Raw genomic sequence first — 14713 nt, forward strand, 5'->3', positions numbered from 1 at the left:
CGGGTGAACTCCACCCTTGCGGGTGATCCGCCGGGCGGACGGCGCGCGATGGCCGTCTGGGGCATCGGCGTGTCGGTCTACTTCGTCGCGGTCATCTTCCGCACCTCCCTGGGAGTGGCCGGCCTCGACGCCGCCGAACGCTTCCACGTGAACGCCTCGGCCCTGTCCACCTTCTCGATCCTCCAGCTGCTGGTCTACGCGAGCATGCAGATACCGGTGGGCCTGCTCGTCGACCGGCTCGGCACGAAGAAGGTGCTGACCATCGGCGTCGTGCTGTTCACCGCCGGCCAGCTCGGTTTCGCCTTCTCCCCGTCCTACGGCACGGCCCTGGCCTCACGCGCGCTGCTCGGCTGCGGGGACGCGATGACGTTCATCAGCGTCCTGCGGCTCGGCAGCAGGTGGTTCCCGGCACGCCGCGGACCGATGGTCGCGCAGCTGGCGGGGCTGGCGGGGATGGCGGGCAACCTGGTCTCCACCCTCGTCCTGGCCCGCCTCCTGCACGGCATCGGCTGGACGGCGGCCTTCGCGGGCAGCTCCCTGGCGGGCGTGGTCGTCCTCGTCCTCCTGCTGCTCTTCCTGAAGGACCACCCCGAGGGCCACGAGCCCACGCCGTTCCCGCATCAGGGCGCGGCGTACGTCCGCCGTCAGATCGCCGCGTCCTGGCGCGAGCCGGGCACCCGCCTCGGCCTGTGGGTGCACTTCACCACGCAGTTCCCCGCGATGGTGTTCCTGCTCCTGTGGGGCCTGCCGTTCCTGGTGCAGGCACAGGGCCTGTCGCGGGCGACGGCCGGCGAACTCCTGACCCTGGTGGTGCTGAGCAACATGGTCGTGGGCCTGGTCTACGGCCAGGTCGTCGCCCGCCACCACGAAGCCCGGCTGCCGCTGGCCCTGAGCACGGTCGGCGCGACCGCCCTGATGTGGGCGGCCACGCTCGCCTACCCCGGCGACCGGGCCCCGATGTGGCTGCTCGTGACGCTCTGCGCGGTCCTGGGCGCGTGCGGCCCCGCCTCCATGCTCGGCTTCGACTTCGCCCGCCCGGCCAACCCGCCCGAGCGTCAGGGAACGGCCTCCGGCATCACCAACATGGGCGGTTTCGTGGCGTCGATGACGACGCTCTTCGCGGTCGGCGTGCTGCTGGACGCGACCGGCGACGACTACACGATCGCGTTCTCCTGCGTCTTCGTCCTCCAGGCCGTCGGCGTCAGCCAGATCCTGCGGCTGCGCGGCCGGGCGGCCCGACGCGAGCGGGAGCGGCTGGTCGCGAGCCGGGTGGAGACGGTGCACGTGCCGGCGCAGACGGCATAGCCGCCACGGATGCCGTAAATGCCATGGACGGCGTGGGCGGCACGGAGGGCGTAGGCGGTCCAGGCGGCGTGGCCCGTGTGGTCGCCGGCGCCGCGTACGCGCTGTCCGGGGCTTCCTCCCGACGGCGAAACCCAGTTGTCCGGACGGCCGTTCGACGTCTACCGTCGGGCCTCGTCGACGTGTAGCTCAGTAGCCAGAGCGCCGGGCTGCAGACCCGGAGGGCGCAGGGGCGGAACCTGCCACGTCGGCTCATCGACGTGTAGCTCAGCAGCCAGAGCACCGGGCTCTTCACCCGGAGGGCGCGGGGGCGGCACCCGCCACGTCGGCTTATGAACGACGACGCTGACCAGCAGCACCTCGCAGAGGCCAACCCGGGCTACGCCTACGGCCAACTGGCCGGGGCGCTCAGGACCGCGCAGACCCACGAAGACCCGGACACCCGCCGGCGCGCCGGGGAACGGCGGCGTGCCTGGCGTTCCGTGCTGGCCGGCATGACGAACGGGCTGCTCACCATCGGCTCCCGCACCCCGGTACGGGATCTGCCCGCGTGGGTGACGCCCGAGGTGCTCCGGGGCGGCTTCGCCACCGGCGCGCCGAGCGCCGGCGGACCCCTGACGGAGTACGAGTCCGAGGCCGCGCGCCGGGCCGGGGTGCCGCCGGACCGGCAGGCGCTGTTCACGTACTGGCTGTCCGAGGACGGGCTGGCCCGGCTCTGCGGCCTCCTCGACAGCGGACGGTACGAGGTGACCGTCCCCGAGGAGGCCGCCCTGCTCACCGTGGCCTGGCTGGCCCGGGCCGGGGAGACGGACGCGGCGCTCGCACTCGTCGAGGAACTCGCCCCGTTCGCGGGACGGCTGCGGTTCACGCCCCGCCCGTCCGCCCGCCCGGCGCCCGACGCCGGCACGGTGCACCGGCGGACCGTCGCCGAGGCCGGCGAGAGCCTGGCCCGACGGCGGGCCAGTACGGCGGTGGAGACCCAGCGGGAGGCGCTGGCCGTGTGGCAGCCGTTCGGCGACGAGCTGCTCGCCCACTGGCTGGAGACGGCCGACGCCGGACAGCCCACCCGGGTGCTGACGCGCGCCCCCGACGCGGCCTGGCACGGCCACGGCACCGAACTGCTGCGCCGCTACCGCGACCTGGCCGACCGTCACCCGCACTGCACCAAGCACCTCAAGCCCAAGGAGAACCTGGGCATCCTGCGCGGGGCGCTGGAGGAGACCGTCGCCGGACGGGAACTGGACGCCCGCCGGATCGGGCTGCTGCGGCACGCCGTCACGTCCATGGTGCGGCGGCGCGGACTGCCCGGCTCCGCGCCGCTCACCGCGCTGCGCCGGGAGCAGGCCGCGCAGGCGGCGCTGCCCTCGCACCACGCGCTGGCCCGGCTGGTGCTGCGCCGGCTGTCCGGGCTCGACCAGCGGGCGGGCGTGGCCGACGTCGCGCCGCTCGTCGCCCCGGTCGGCGAGGACGAGGCGCGGGAGACGGGGCTGCCCGCCGGCACGGCGGTCCCGGCCGGCGTCCGGCGGCCCGTCGAGGCCGCGCTGAGCGCGCCCCTGAGCACCCTCGTGGAGCGCGGCGTCGTGCCCTCGGCCGAGGTGCTGGCCGAGCTCGTACCGCAGCTCGTCGCCGCCACCACCGCGCAGGCCTACCCCGACCCGGCCCTGCGCACGCTGGCGGCCGCCCACCACCGGGCGTTCGCGGGCCGCCGTTCACTGCTGCTGCTCAACCTCCAGCGGCAGGTACGGGCGGAGGAGCTGCCGTGGGTGCGGGCCGTGGCCGGGCAGCGCACGGACGACGAGGTGGGCGCGGTCTCGGCCCTCGCGCTGCGCCGCCTCGGCGAACTGGCCGTGCGGGGCTTCCCCGCCACGATCCTGCCCAACCCCCTGATCCGTGAGCTGTCCCTGCTGGCCCGCCAGGCCGAGCTGGGCGCTCCCCTGGTCGAGGAGCTGGCGGCGGACATCTTCATGGGCACGTTCACGCCGAAGTTCCTCGCCTCGGCCCGGATAGCGGCGGAGCTGCTCGGCGGCGGTTCGCTCTACGAGCGCTACTACGCCATCGACTACCGGGCCGTCCGCAATCTGGCGATCGTCGAGGCGGGCGAGGCGTCGGCCAGGTCGTACGGGGCCAGGACGTCCCCCGGGTTCGCGAAGCTGTGTGTCCAGCGGGCCGAGGCCGGTTCGCCCCGGTCCCGGCGGAGGAGCGGATCGGTGGCCGCGAACGGCAAGGTGATCGAGCAGGCGCAGATCCTCACCACGCACAACCTGGCCACCCTGGTCCACCGGGTCGGCATCGCGCCGGCCGCGGGCTGGGCGGACCTGGCCCGCCGCTGCTTCGTCACCGTGTGCAGGCTGACCGGCCGCGTGCACGGCAACCCGCGCCCGCTGAGCACGATCAAGGACGTGGCCTACGCCTGGCGGCAGCTGGTGTTCCACCTGTCCCTCTGCACCCCGGGCGAACGGGCCCGCGCCCTGTCCTGGCTGCCTGAGGAGCTGACCCGGCACCCCGCCCATGTGGCGGGCCGGCTGGCCCCGGCCCTGACCGGCCTGTACCAGGTAGCCGAGGGCGGCCGGGCGGACGAGGGCACCGGCCGGCTGCTCCTCGGCTGGACCACGGACGAACACTGGCTGCGCCAGGACCCGACCGCGACGGACCCGACGTGAGCGGACCCGACGTAAGCGGACCCGACTTGAGCAGGCCCGAGGGCGGCGGACCCGACGGCGGCGGACCCGACCGGGGCGCGCTGAGACCGCCGGGCTGAGGGACGGCCGGGGTATGCCGCTGCGCTGAACCGCCGCGCTGGGACGGCCGGGCTGAGGCTGCCACGCGGAGGCAGCCAGGCGGAGGCAGCCAGGGGGAGGCAGCCAGGCGGAGAGAACCGGGCCCCGGGCCGCGCCCCAGGGTGCGCGGCCCTCAGGGATGCGCGGCCCTGAGGGCGCGGTCGCTTCTAACCCCAGGTGATCAGCTTCCTGGGCTGTTCCAGGATCGCCGCCACATCCGCCAGCACCTTGGAGCCCAGCTGCCCGTCCACCAGCCGGTGGTCGAAGCTCAGGGCCAGCGTCGTCACCTGACGTGGCTTCACCTTGCCCTTGTGGACCCACGGCTGGAGCTTGATCGCGCCGATCGCGAGGATCGCGGACTCGCCGGGGTTGAGGATCGGGGTGCCGGTGTCGACGCCGAAGACGCCGACGTTGGTGATCGTCACCGTGCCGCCCTGCATGGCCGCCGGGGAGGTCTTGCCGTCCCTCGCCGTCGAGACCAGCTCACCCAGGGACTCCGCCAGCTGCGGCAGCGTCTTGGCGTGGGCGTCCTTGATGTTCGGGACCAGCAGGCCCCTGGGCGTCGCGGCCGCGATGCCCAGGTTGACGTAGTGCTTGACCACGATCTCCTGCGCCGCCTCGTCCCAGGACGCGTTGATCTCGGGGTTGCGCTTGACGGCGACCAGCAGGGCCCTGGCGATCAGCAGGAGCGGGTTGACCCGCAGGCCCTGCATGTCCTTGTCCTGCTTGAGCTCCTCGACCAGCTTCAGCGTGCGCGTCACGTCGATCGTCACGAACTCCGTGACATGCGGCGCGGTGAACGCCGAACCGACCATCGCCGCCGCCGTCGCCTTGCGGACGCCCTTGACCGGGATCCGCGTCTCGCGGGCCGTGTCGTACGACGGCACGGGCACGGCCGCGGGGGTCGTGACCGGAGCCTGCGTCACCTGCGGCACCGGCTCGGCCACCGGGGCGGCCTGGGTCGCCGGGGCTGCCGGGGCCGCCGCCGCGTGGACGTCCTCGCGGGTGATGATGCCGTCCGGGCCGGACGGGACCACCGTGGCGAGATCGACGCCGAGGTCCTTGGCCAGCTTGCGCACCGGCGGCTTGGCCAGCGGGCGCTCGCGCCCGGCGGGCGCGCCGCCGTGGCCGTTCAGCTCCGCCGGGATCGTGGCCGGGACCTGGGAGACCGTGATCTCCGGGCCCTTGCGCGGCCGGCGCTTGGTGGAGGAGGCGGCCACTCCGTATCCGACGAGGACCGGCTGGCGGCCGGATCCCGCCGGCTTCGCCTCCTCGGCCTGCGCCGCCTCCGGCTTGCTCTCCGCGGTGGCCGGGGCGGCCGGGGCCTGCGCGGGCGTCTGCACGGCCGCCTGCGCCGGGACCTCGGCGACCGGGGCGGCGACCGGGGCATCGCCCGCCCCGCCCGCCACGTCGATCGCAATGATGGACATGCCCACGTCGACCGTGGTGCCCTCGGCGAAGTGCAGCGCGCGGACCACCCCGTCGTAGGGGATGGGCAGTTCGACGGCGGCCTTGGCCGTCTCGACCTCGCACACCACCTGGCCGTCCGTCACCGTGTCGCCGGGCTGGACGTACCACTTGAGGATCTCGGCCTCGGTGAGTCCCTCACCCACGTCGGGCATCTTGAACTCGCGTACGGACGCTTCCGTCATCGTCGTCACGACCCTCTCCTCAGTACGCCAGGGCACGGTCGACGGCGTCGAGCACCCGGTCCAGGCCCGGCAGGTACTCGTCCTCCAGGCGCGCCGGCGGGTACGGGGCGTGGTAGCCGCCGACCCGGAGCACCGGGGCCTCCAGGTGGTAGAAGCAGCGCTCGGTGATCCGGGCCGCGATCTCCGCGCCCGAACCGAAGAACACCGGAGCCTCGTGCACGACGACCAGGCGGCGGGTCTTCTCGACCGACGTCTGGATCGCGTCGAAGTCCAGCGGGGACACCGAACGCAGGTCCAGGACCTCCAGGTTCTTGCCCTCCTCGGCGGCCGCCGCGGCGACCTCCTGGCAGAGCTTCACCATCGGACCGTAGGCGACGAGGGTCAGGTCCGTGCCCTCGCGCACGACCTGGGCCTTGTGCAGCGGGCCGGGGATCGCCTCGGGATTGACCTCGCCCTTGTCCCAGTAGCGCCGCTTCGGCTCGAAGAAGATCACCGGGTCGTCGCTCTGGATGGCCTGCTGCATCATCCAGTACGCGTCGGACGCGTTGGACGGAGAGACGATCTTGAGGCCCGACACGTGCGCGAAGAGCGCTTCCGGCGACTCCGAGTGGTGCTCGACCGCGCCGATGCCACCGCCGTAGGGGATGCGGACGACGACCGGCAGCTTGACCTTGCCGAGCGAGCGCGCGTGCATCTTCGCGAGCTGCGTGACGATCTGGTCGTAGGCCGGGAACACGAAGCCGTCGAACTGGATCTCCACCACCGGGCGGTAGCCGCGCAGGGCCAGCCCGATCGCGGTGCCGACGATGCCGGACTCGGCGAGCGGCGTGTCGATGACCCGGCTCTCGCCGAAGTCCTTCTGCAGGCCGTCCGTCACCCGGAAGACGCCGCCGAGTTTGCCGACGTCCTCGCCCATGATCAGGACCTTGGGGTCGGCCTCCAGGGCGCGGCGCAGCGACTCGTTGATCGCCTTGGCCAGGGCCAGGTTCTTGGACGTCACGGTTTCGGCCATCTCAGTTTCCCCCCGCACCCGCGGCGAAGCCGCTGTCGGATTCCGTCGCGAACGATGCCTGGTAGGCCGCGAACTGGGCCCGCTCCTCGTCGACGAGCGCGTGTCCGTCCGCGTACACGTTCTCGAAGATGGCGAATCGGTCCGGGTCCGGCATGGCGCGGACCGCTTCGCGCACTCGCCTGCCCAACGCCTCGCTCTCCGCCTCGAGTTCCGCGAAGAATCCCTCGTCCGTGTGGTTTGACGCCTCCAGGTGGCGGCGCAGGCGCAGGATCGGGTCCTTCGCCTCCCAGGCCTCGCGCTCCTCGTCGGCCCGGTACTTCGTCGGATCGTCGGAGGTGGTGTGGGCGCCCATGCGGTACGTGTACGCCTCGACGAGGGTGGGTCCCTCGCCGTCGCGGGCCCGGTCCAGCGCCCACCGGGTGACCGCGAGGCAGGCCAGGACGTCGTTGCCGTCGACGCGGACGCCGGGGAAGCCGTAGCCCTGCGCGCGCTGGTACAGCGGCACCCGGGTCTGCTTCTCGGTGGGCTCGGAGATCGCCCACTGGTTGTTCTGGCAGAAGAACACGACCGGCGCGTTGTAGACGGCGGAGAAGGTGAAGGACTCCGCGACATCGCCCTGGCTGCTGGCGCCGTCGCCGAAGTAGGCGATCACCGCGCTGTCCGCGCCGTCCTTGGCGACGCCCATGGCGTAGCCGGTGGCGTGCAGCGTCTGGGAGCCGATGACGATCGTGTAGAGGTGGAAGTTGTTGCCGTTGGGGTCCCAGCCACCGTTGTTCACCCCCCGGAACATGCCGAGCAGGTTGGTCGGGTCGACCCCGCGGCACCAGGCGACGCCGTGCTCGCGGTAGGTCGGGAAGACGTAGTCGTCGTCGCGCAGGGCCCGGCCGGAGCCGATCTGGGCGGCCTCCTGGCCGAGCAGCGAGGCCCACAGACCGAGCTCGCCCTGGCGCTGGAGGGAGGTGGCCTCGGCGTCGAAGCGGCGGGTGAGCACCATGTCCCGGTAGAGGCCGCGGAGCTCCTCGGGGGTGACGTCGGCGACGTACTTGGCGTACTCGGCGTTCTTCGCGTTCTTGACCCGCTTGCCCTCCGGCGTCAGCAGCTGCACGAGCTCGGGCTCGGCGGACTTCCTGGCGGTGGTGCGGGTGGTGCGCTCGGTGCCGGTGGTGCCGGCCTTGCTTCCGGCGCTGCGTCGCGGCTTGCGCGCGGCAGTGCTCTCCACGGTCACGTGTGCTCCTCCGTCGGTCCGGCCCCCGGGGTCGCCGGGTGGCTGGGGGTCCCCCCGGCTCCGCAAGAGCCTGGGGGAGCGGCTCACCTGTTCCGGCACCCGTGCACGGGGTGGGTGTCACTCGGTCGGAACAGGCGTGACAGGTGCCCCGGCGAGCGCCCTGCGGTCATCACGTTACCCAGTGCTTCACATTTCTGTGAAACCCCTCTTGACCTGCGTTTTTGCTTGGATTTCCAAGTAAATCGGCAAAGTCGGGAGAGAGCCTGGTCACAGCCTTGCAGGAGGCCGGAGCAACGGCACGTTATCCCGGCCACCCAGTCCACGGGAAGAGTCAGTTTGTGACACGGACCGCGTACACGAAGAAGGAGAAATCATCTTTTTTCCACGCGCCGACCCCCGTGGCGGGCGCGCATCCCCGGCCACCCGGCCCGCCGTCGCGCTGCCCGGCGTACGGCTCGCGGCACGCCTTCACGTCGCCCGGAGCGATCCGAAGTGGCCGCCTGTGACAGTTGTTGATCCTTAGTGACTTTCTGTGACAACGCCCAGCTCACAGCCTCGGATCGTGCCCTAGCATCGGGCGCGTGCCGCGCTCCTGTGTACCCCCCTTAGTACTTCATGCGCCCCCTCTGGGCGCCCTGCTCCGCCGGTACGCCGCCGGCACCGCGCTCACCTGTGAGCCCGTCGACGAGGGGCTGCTGAACCGCGGCTACCGGCTGCGCACCACCCGGGGCCGCTATTTCCTCAAGCACCATTTCGACCCGGACACCGCCGACCCCGCCTCCATCGCCCGCCAGCACCGGGCCACCGAACGCCTGGCCGACCTCGGCGTCCCGGTCGCTCCCCCGCTGCCCGGCCGCGACGGGCGTACGGTCGCCGTCGTCGGCGGCCACGCCTACGCCCTCCACCCGTGGATCGACGGCCGCCACCGCCACGGCGCGCAGCTCACCCCCGGCCAGTGCGGCCGCCTGGGAGCGCTGCTGGGGGTGGTGCACGCCAGCCTGGAACACGTGATGCGGACGGCCCACGGATCCCGAGGGCGGGGCCCAGTACCCCCGCCGCGCGGCCCGGAGCCCGCCCCTGCCCGCCGCACCGCCCCGCCCGAGCCCGCCGCCCGAGCCGGGGCCGGTGCGCCCGTGGAGCCGCCCACCGCGGCCGAGCGCACCACGCCCGCCGAACGCACCCCGCCCGGCGAGGCCGCCGTCGCCTCGGCGAGCCCCGAAGCCGCCGACACCTTCGCCCTCATCGACGATCTCCTCGCGCGCGTGCGCCGCCACCGCCCCGCCGACTCCTTCGACGAACTCGCCCGCCACCGCCTCCTGGAACGGCGCACGCTGCTCGAACGGCACGCGGACCGGCGCCCACCGCACGGCGGCCCGGTCGGCTGGGTGCACGGGGACTTCCACCCGTTCAACCTGCTCTACCGCGGGGACGCCCCCGCCGCCATCGTCGACTGGGACCGGCTGGGCGTGCAGCCCCGCGCCGAGGAGGCCGTGCGCGCCGCCGCGATCTTCTTCGTCCGGCCCGACGGCACCCTCGACCTGCCGAAGGCGCGGCAGTACGCCCGCGCGTACCGACACGCGGCCGGGGCCACGCCCTCGGAACTCGCGGCGGCCGTGCACCGGGTGTGGTGGGAGCGCCTCAACGACTTCTGGATGCTGCGCTGGCACTACGAGCGCGGCGACACCCGCGCGGACTCCCAGTTCCCGGCCGCCTCGGCCCTCGTCGTGTGGTGGACCCGGGAGTACGACGCGGTGTGCGGCACGTTCGCGGACTGACCCGGGCTCCCCCCACCCGGCACGCGCGCGTGATGCCCTGTGGACGCGGCACGCGCGCGTGGAGCCCCGTGACGGGGTCCACGCGCGCGTGAGGGGTCGTTACGTACGCCGCCGGGTCAGCCGAGGCTGCCGAGCGTGGTGCCGCCCTGGTCGGCGCCGCCGGTCTCGGTGTCCGTGGGCTGGTCGCTCGGCTCGGTCTCCGTGTCGGTCGGCTCGTCCGAGGGCTGGGTCTCCGTCTCCTCGTCGGTCGGCTCGCTGCTGGCCGACTCGGAGGGGGTGTACTGCGGCGTGTCCGAGGGCGTGTACGACGGCGTCCAGTTCGAATCGGAGTTCGAGCCGGAGTTGTCGTCCGAGGTGTCGTCCGAGGACGACTCGGTCGCCTGGTCGCTCGGCGTCTCGCTGGAGGTGTCGTCCGTCGCGGACTGCGAGGTGGACGGCGACGGCGAGGTGTCGGCGTCGCCGCTGCCCTTGCCCTGGCCGTTCAGCGCGAGCGCGACGCCCGCGGCGATGGCGATCACCGCGAAGACGGCGAGGATCCACAGCTTGCCGCGGCCGCTGCCCTTGTTGCCGTGCCCCTCGAAGCCGCCGTCGTCACCGCCGCCGTAGCCGGTGGGCAGGATCGGCTGCGGGATCTGCGAGGTGCTGGAGCCGTCGGCGCCGTGCATCGGCGTGGTCGTGCTCGCGAAGCCGCCCGCGGGCGTGCCGCGGCCGTCGGGCACGCCGACCGGGCCGGTGTTCCAGGTGCCGGTGTGGCCGCCCTGGTCGTAGAGCATCTGGAGCCCGTACTGGACCAGACCGCGCATCTCCTCCGCCGTCTGGAACCGGTCGTCGGGGTCCTTGGCCAGGGACCGCATGACGAGACCGTCGAGTTCCGGCGGGCACTGGCCGTCCGAGGTCTGCGACGGCGGCACCGGGATGTCCTGCACGTGCTGGTAGACCACCGACAGCGGCGTCTCGCCGGTGAACGGCGGCCGCAGCGCGAGGAGTTCGTACAGCAGACAGCCCGTGGCGTACAGGTCGGAGCGGTAGTCGACGGCCTTGCCGAGCGCCTGCTCCGGGGAGAGGTACTGCGGGGTGCCCATGACCATGCCGGTCTGCGTCATCGTCGTGGACGCCCCGTGCAGGGCGCGCGCGATGCCGAAGTCCATCACCTTGACCGCGCCGTTGTGCGTGATGATCACGTTCGCCGGCTTGATGTCACGGTGCACGATGCCGTGCTGGTGCGAGTAGGCGAGCGCCTCCAGCACACCCGAGGTGATGATCAGGGCCTGCTCGGGCCCGGGCGCCTCGGCGTTGAGGAGGAGATCGCGGATGGTGCGTCCCTCGACGATCTCCATCACGATGTACGGCACGCTCTGGCCGCCCACGAAGTCCTCGCCGGAGTCGTACACGGCGACGATCGCATGGTGGTTGAGGCCGGCCACCGACTGGGCCTCGCGCGTGAAGCGGGCCTTGGACACGGGGTCCTCGGCGAGATCGGCGCGCAGCAGTTTCACCGCGACGGTACGTCCGAGACGTACGTCCTCGGCCGCGAACACCTCGGCCATGCCACCTCGGCCGAGTCTGCGGGTGAGCCGGTACCGGCCGTCCCCGACCAGCCCGCCGTTGCCCCAGTTCTCCGGCGCATCTGACATACCGCCGCCAGTCGCCTCGGGGTCGGACGGGCCCTGAGCGCGCTGCTGTGCCATCAGTCCTCGCCGTCGTTTCTGCCCGCGGAACGCGCGGTGTTGTTACGGTCTCCGTCGGCCACGCTACAGCCTCCGCGCAAGCCTCCGGCCCCGGCCGATCCCCGCGACATGGTCCCGGGAGGGCCCGGGCGCCGGTCCGGGACGGACCGGCGCATCAAACCTGTACTCCGTACCGACGTGCAAATTCCGTGTACCGGCCGTACGGCACCTGTAACGCTTCCGCGACGCTTCTTTCTCGTAGGGTCACGGAACGGGCACCGAGCTTGACGTGTCAGTGGCCTACGGCAGACTGGCCGGGAATAGCACTTTCGATCAACGACAGTCAACGGCGCTCGAGGGCCTACGGGGGACGCAGAAGATGAGCCAGGACGGCGCGCAGGGCCGGTACACGGGGCGGGCGCTCGCCGCCGGCCGGTATCAGCTGCGCGACTTGCTCGGCGAGGGCGGCATGGCCTCGGTGCACCTCGCGTACGACGCCGTGCTCGACCGTCAGGTCGCGGTGAAGACCCTGCACACCGAACTGGGCCGCGAGCAGGCCTTCCGCGAGCGTTTCCGCCGCGAGGCCCAGGCCGTGGCCAAGCTCACGCACACCAACATCGTCTCCGTCTTCGACACCGGCGAGGACGACGTCGAGGGGTTGACGACGCCGTACATCGTCATGGAGTACATCGAGGGCCGCCCGCTCGGCTCGGTGCTCGACGAGGACGTACGGCAGCAGGGCGCGATGCCCGCCGACAAGGCGCTGAAGATCACCGCCGACGTGCTGGCGGCGCTGGAGATCAGCCACGAGATGGGGCTCGTCCACCGCGACATCAAGCCCGGCAACGTGATGATGACCAAGCGCGGTGTCGTCAAGGTGATGGACTTCGGCATCGCTCGTGCGATGCAGTCCGGGGTCACCTCGATGACGCAGACCGGCATGGTCGTCGGCACCCCGCAGTACCTCTCGCCCGAACAGGCCCTGGGGCGTGCGGTGGACGCCCGGTCCGACCTGTACTCGGTCGGCATCATGCTGTTCCAACTGGTCACCGGGCGGCTGCCGTTCGAGGCCGATTCGCCGCTTGCGATCGCGTACGCGCACGTGCAGGAGGAGCCGGTGGCTCCCTCCTCGATCAACCGGGCGCTGCCGCCGGCCGTCGACGCGCTGATCGCCCGCGCGCTGAAGAAGAACCCGAACGAGCGCTTTCCGACCGCTGTCGCCATGCGCGACGAGTGCCTGCGGGTCGCCGCCTCCTTCCAGCCGGCCCCGCCGAGCATCGTCCCGGGCGCGCAGACGTCGAGCGGCGCGGGCGTCGGTTCCGCGGTGTTCCCGCCGATCGGCCAGGGCACCCCGGCGCCCCAGGGCGGCGTCCAGTCGCCGTACCAGCCCGCCCCGACCCCGAACCCGTACGGCACTCCGACGCCCGCCTCCTACGGCTATCCCCAGCAGGGCTACCAGACGCCCGCTCCGGCCTACGGCCACCAGCAGGCCCCGCACACCCCGCCCGCGTACAACCTCAGCCCGCAGCCGTCCACCTCGGTGTCCTCGGGCGGTGGCGGCAACCGCAGGAACACGAAGGCGGTGCTCGTCGGCTCGGCCGTGGTCGCCGTGGTGGCGGTCGGCGGCCTCCTCGCCAGCCTCGCGGTGGGCGCGGGCGATGACGACGACGCCAAGGGCGGTACGACCAGCTCCTCGCCGTCGGCGACGAAGGCGGCGGACTACCGGGCGCCGGACACCTCCAAGACGATCGAGTCGACGGAGTGCTCCGAGCCGCAGGAGTCGTACAACGACCCCGACAAGATCCGGGTGCCGAACTTCAAGTTCAAGTACATCGGCTCGGTCAAGGAGTGCTTCCAGACCGCCGGCTGGCAGTACAAGATCACGAAGGTGGACGAGAACACGTACGGCGACGGGGCGGTCATGGACCAGTTCCCCTCCGCCGGGACGGACGTCGACCCGAAGGACATGCCCGAGATCGAGATCAAGGTCTCCACGGGCAACCCGGCGTCGTGACCGCCTGACGTCATGGAGAAGGGCCCGGCGCGGGAACGCCGGGCCCTTCTCGCGCTCTAGAGGTACGGGCCGCCCGAACGGCCGCCCGCGCGCGGGTCGTCGATGCCCTCGTGGCTCACCCCGGGCGGCAGCGCCCGGCGCATCTGCTCCAACTGGGCGCGCGCGGCCATCTGCTGGGCGAAGAGGGTGGTCTGGATACCGTGGAAGAGGCCCTCCAGCCAGCCGACCAACTGGGCCTGGGCGATACGCAGTTCCGCGTCGCTCGGAGTCGATTCCTCGTTGAACGGCAGGGAGAGCCGCTCCAGCTCCTCGACCAGCTCCGGCGCCAGGCCGTCCTCCAGCTCCTTCACCGAGCTCGAGTGGATCTCCTTCAGCCTGACCCGGCTCGCCTCGTCCAGAGGAGCCGCGCGCACCTCCTCGAGCAGCTGCTTGATCATGCTGCCGATCCGCATGACCTTCGCCGGCTGCTCGACCTGCTCGGTCACCGGGATCTCACGGGAGTCGTCGTCTGCGTCGATGTCACCGAGCGCCATGCCGTCCTGGCCTACGACCAGGATCTTCTGGGCGTTCTCCGGCGACCTTTCGTTCCTCGGCATCTCCATGCCGTCATTCTCTCGCACGTCCCCACCTCATCACCGTGGCACCCCCCGGGAAAGCTGATCCACTGTTTCCGTTCGGCGCAGTCCGGAATGCGACGACAGTTCCCCGATGTGAGGCTTGTCGCGTCTTTTCCAGGCGATCGGCCACCGGGAGGGGGTCACGGACGTGACTCCAAGGCAGCAGGCGTGGTGCGCGATGCGGACCGGCATGGGCGTCGGAGCGGGCGTGCTGGGCGTACTCGCGCTGCCCTACGGGGGCGTCTCGACATACGCCGCCGCCGCGCCGTACGCCCCCGCGTCGGCGTCCGCCACCCCGGCCCCCTCCTCCTCCGGGCCGGACCGGGCCGGCAGCCGGGCGGGCGAGGGACGCCAGCGGCCCGGCCGGGTGGGCGAGCGCGTGGAGGAGGAGACCGACGAGGAAGCGGACGCGGAGGACACGGAGGGCGAGGACAGCGCGGGCGACGACGGCGACCTCTCCGAGGGCACCGGCTCGTCCGAGTCGCCGCAGGCCGCCGCACCCGTGTCCTCGGCCCCGCCACGGGACGCCGCGCCGCAGGCCGTGGCACAGCCGGAGCGCGCCACCGGCCCGGTGCTTCAGATCCTGCCGCTGGGCAGCGGTCTCGTCCTCATCGGCCTGGGCATCGCCCTCGCCCTGGCCGCTCTGCGACTGCGCCGCACCTGAGACCGCCG

The 14713-nt window shown here is 72.5% G+C and carries 10 protein-coding genes and 2 tRNA genes; 7 read left to right on the top strand and 5 right to left on the bottom strand.

All coding sequences use genetic code 11. The annotated features are described in order from the left end of the window. Positions 1 to 48 precede the first annotated feature (48 nt). From OG440_RS18130 to OG440_RS18145, 4 genes are all read left to right on the top strand, one after another. The gene (locus OG440_RS18130) at positions 49 to 1305 is read left to right on the top strand and encodes a nitrate/nitrite transporter (protein WP_406011385.1); all 1257 of its coding nucleotides are present in this window, start codon (positions 49 to 51) and stop codon (positions 1303 to 1305) included. Positions 1306 to 1480: 175 nt separating this feature from the next. Then, positions 1481 to 1553: transfer RNA gene (locus OG440_RS18135), tRNA-Cys, on the top strand. A 5-nt stretch (positions 1554 to 1558) separates the two neighbouring features. Continuing rightward, positions 1559 to 1631, top strand: a tRNA-Lys gene (locus tag OG440_RS18140). Positions 1632 to 1634: 3 nt separating this feature from the next. Next, positions 1635 to 3962 (top strand): hypothetical protein, encoded by a 2328-nt coding sequence (locus tag OG440_RS18145; protein WP_406007868.1) that lies wholly within the window; start codon positions 1635 to 1637, stop codon positions 3960 to 3962. 284 nt (positions 3963 to 4246) lie between these two features. On the opposite strand, the gene OG440_RS18150 is transcribed toward OG440_RS18145, so the two are convergent. The 3 genes from OG440_RS18150 to pdhA are packed head-to-tail and all read right to left on the bottom strand — an operon-like array spanning position 4247 to position 7968. Next, positions 4247 to 5740: a dihydrolipoamide acetyltransferase family protein gene (locus tag OG440_RS18150; protein ID WP_406007869.1), complete on the bottom strand. Its 1494-nt coding sequence runs from the start codon at positions 5738 to 5740 to the stop codon at positions 4247 to 4249. Positions 5741 to 5750: 10 nt separating this feature from the next. Continuing rightward, positions 5751 to 6743 carry an alpha-ketoacid dehydrogenase subunit beta gene (locus OG440_RS18155; protein WP_406007870.1) on the bottom strand — a complete coding sequence of 331 codons (993 nt, stop codon included), beginning with the start codon at positions 6741 to 6743 and terminating at the stop codon, positions 5751 to 5753. A gap of 1 nt (position 6744) precedes the next feature. After that, on the bottom strand, positions 6745 to 7968 hold the full coding sequence (gene pdhA / locus OG440_RS18160; RefSeq protein WP_406007871.1) for a pyruvate dehydrogenase (acetyl-transferring) E1 component subunit alpha: 1224 nt from the start codon (positions 7966 to 7968) through the stop codon (positions 6745 to 6747). A 581-nt stretch (positions 7969 to 8549) separates the two neighbouring features. Here pdhA and OG440_RS18165 point away from each other — a divergent pair. After that, a complete protein-coding gene (locus OG440_RS18165) occupies positions 8550 to 9743 on the top strand; it encodes a phosphotransferase (protein ID WP_406007872.1) in 1194 nt (397 codons plus the stop codon). Positions 9744 to 9859: 116 nt separating this feature from the next. Here OG440_RS18165 and OG440_RS18170 read toward each other — a convergent pair whose 3' ends face one another. After that, complete coding sequence (locus OG440_RS18170; RefSeq protein WP_406007873.1) at positions 9860 to 11431, bottom strand: protein kinase domain-containing protein; 1572 nt, start codon at positions 11429 to 11431, stop codon at positions 9860 to 9862. Positions 11432 to 11789: 358 nt separating this feature from the next. Between OG440_RS18170 and OG440_RS18175 the strand changes: the two genes are divergently transcribed. After that, the gene (locus OG440_RS18175; RefSeq protein ID WP_406007874.1) at positions 11790 to 13424 is read left to right on the top strand and encodes a protein kinase domain-containing protein; all 1635 of its coding nucleotides are present in this window, start codon (positions 11790 to 11792) and stop codon (positions 13422 to 13424) included. 56 nt (positions 13425 to 13480) lie between these two features. Here OG440_RS18175 and OG440_RS18180 read toward each other — a convergent pair whose 3' ends face one another. After that, positions 13481 to 14026 carry a bacterial proteasome activator family protein gene (locus OG440_RS18180; protein ID WP_406011386.1) on the bottom strand — a complete coding sequence of 182 codons (546 nt, stop codon included), beginning with the start codon at positions 14024 to 14026 and terminating at the stop codon, positions 13481 to 13483. Positions 14027 to 14189: 163 nt separating this feature from the next. Between OG440_RS18180 and OG440_RS18185 the strand changes: the two genes are divergently transcribed. Next, positions 14190 to 14705, top strand: a complete 516-nt coding sequence (locus OG440_RS18185; RefSeq protein WP_406007875.1) for a hypothetical protein — start codon at positions 14190 to 14192, stop codon at positions 14703 to 14705. The last annotated feature ends 8 nt before the right edge of the window (positions 14706 to 14713 follow it).

The organism is Streptomyces sp. NBC_00637 (genome assembly GCF_045161545.1).
Taxonomy (GTDB): domain Bacteria; phylum Actinomycetota; class Actinomycetes; order Streptomycetales; family Streptomycetaceae; genus Streptomyces.

What these genes read in the sequence shown, in the direction of transcription:
- OG440_RS18130 (WP_406011385.1), top strand. Translation starts at nt 49, where the DNA reads ATGGCCGTCTGGGGCATCGGCGTGTCGGTCTACTTCGTCGCGGTCATC.
- OG440_RS18145 (WP_406007868.1), top strand. Translation starts at nt 1,635, where the DNA reads ATGAACGACGACGCTGACCAGCAGCACCTCGCAGAGGCCAACCCGGGC.
- OG440_RS18155 (WP_406007870.1), bottom strand. Translation starts at nt 6,743, where the DNA reads ATGGCCGAAACCGTGACGTCCAAGAACCTGGCCCTGGCCAAGGCGATC.
- OG440_RS18170 (WP_406007873.1), bottom strand. Translation starts at nt 11,431, where the DNA reads ATGGCACAGCAGCGCGCTCAGGGCCCGTCCGACCCCGAGGCGACTGGC.
- OG440_RS18175 (WP_406007874.1), top strand. Translation starts at nt 11,790, where the DNA reads ATGAGCCAGGACGGCGCGCAGGGCCGGTACACGGGGCGGGCGCTCGCC.
- OG440_RS18180 (WP_406011386.1), bottom strand. Translation starts at nt 14,026, where the DNA reads ATGGAGATGCCGAGGAACGAAAGGTCGCCGGAGAACGCCCAGAAGATC.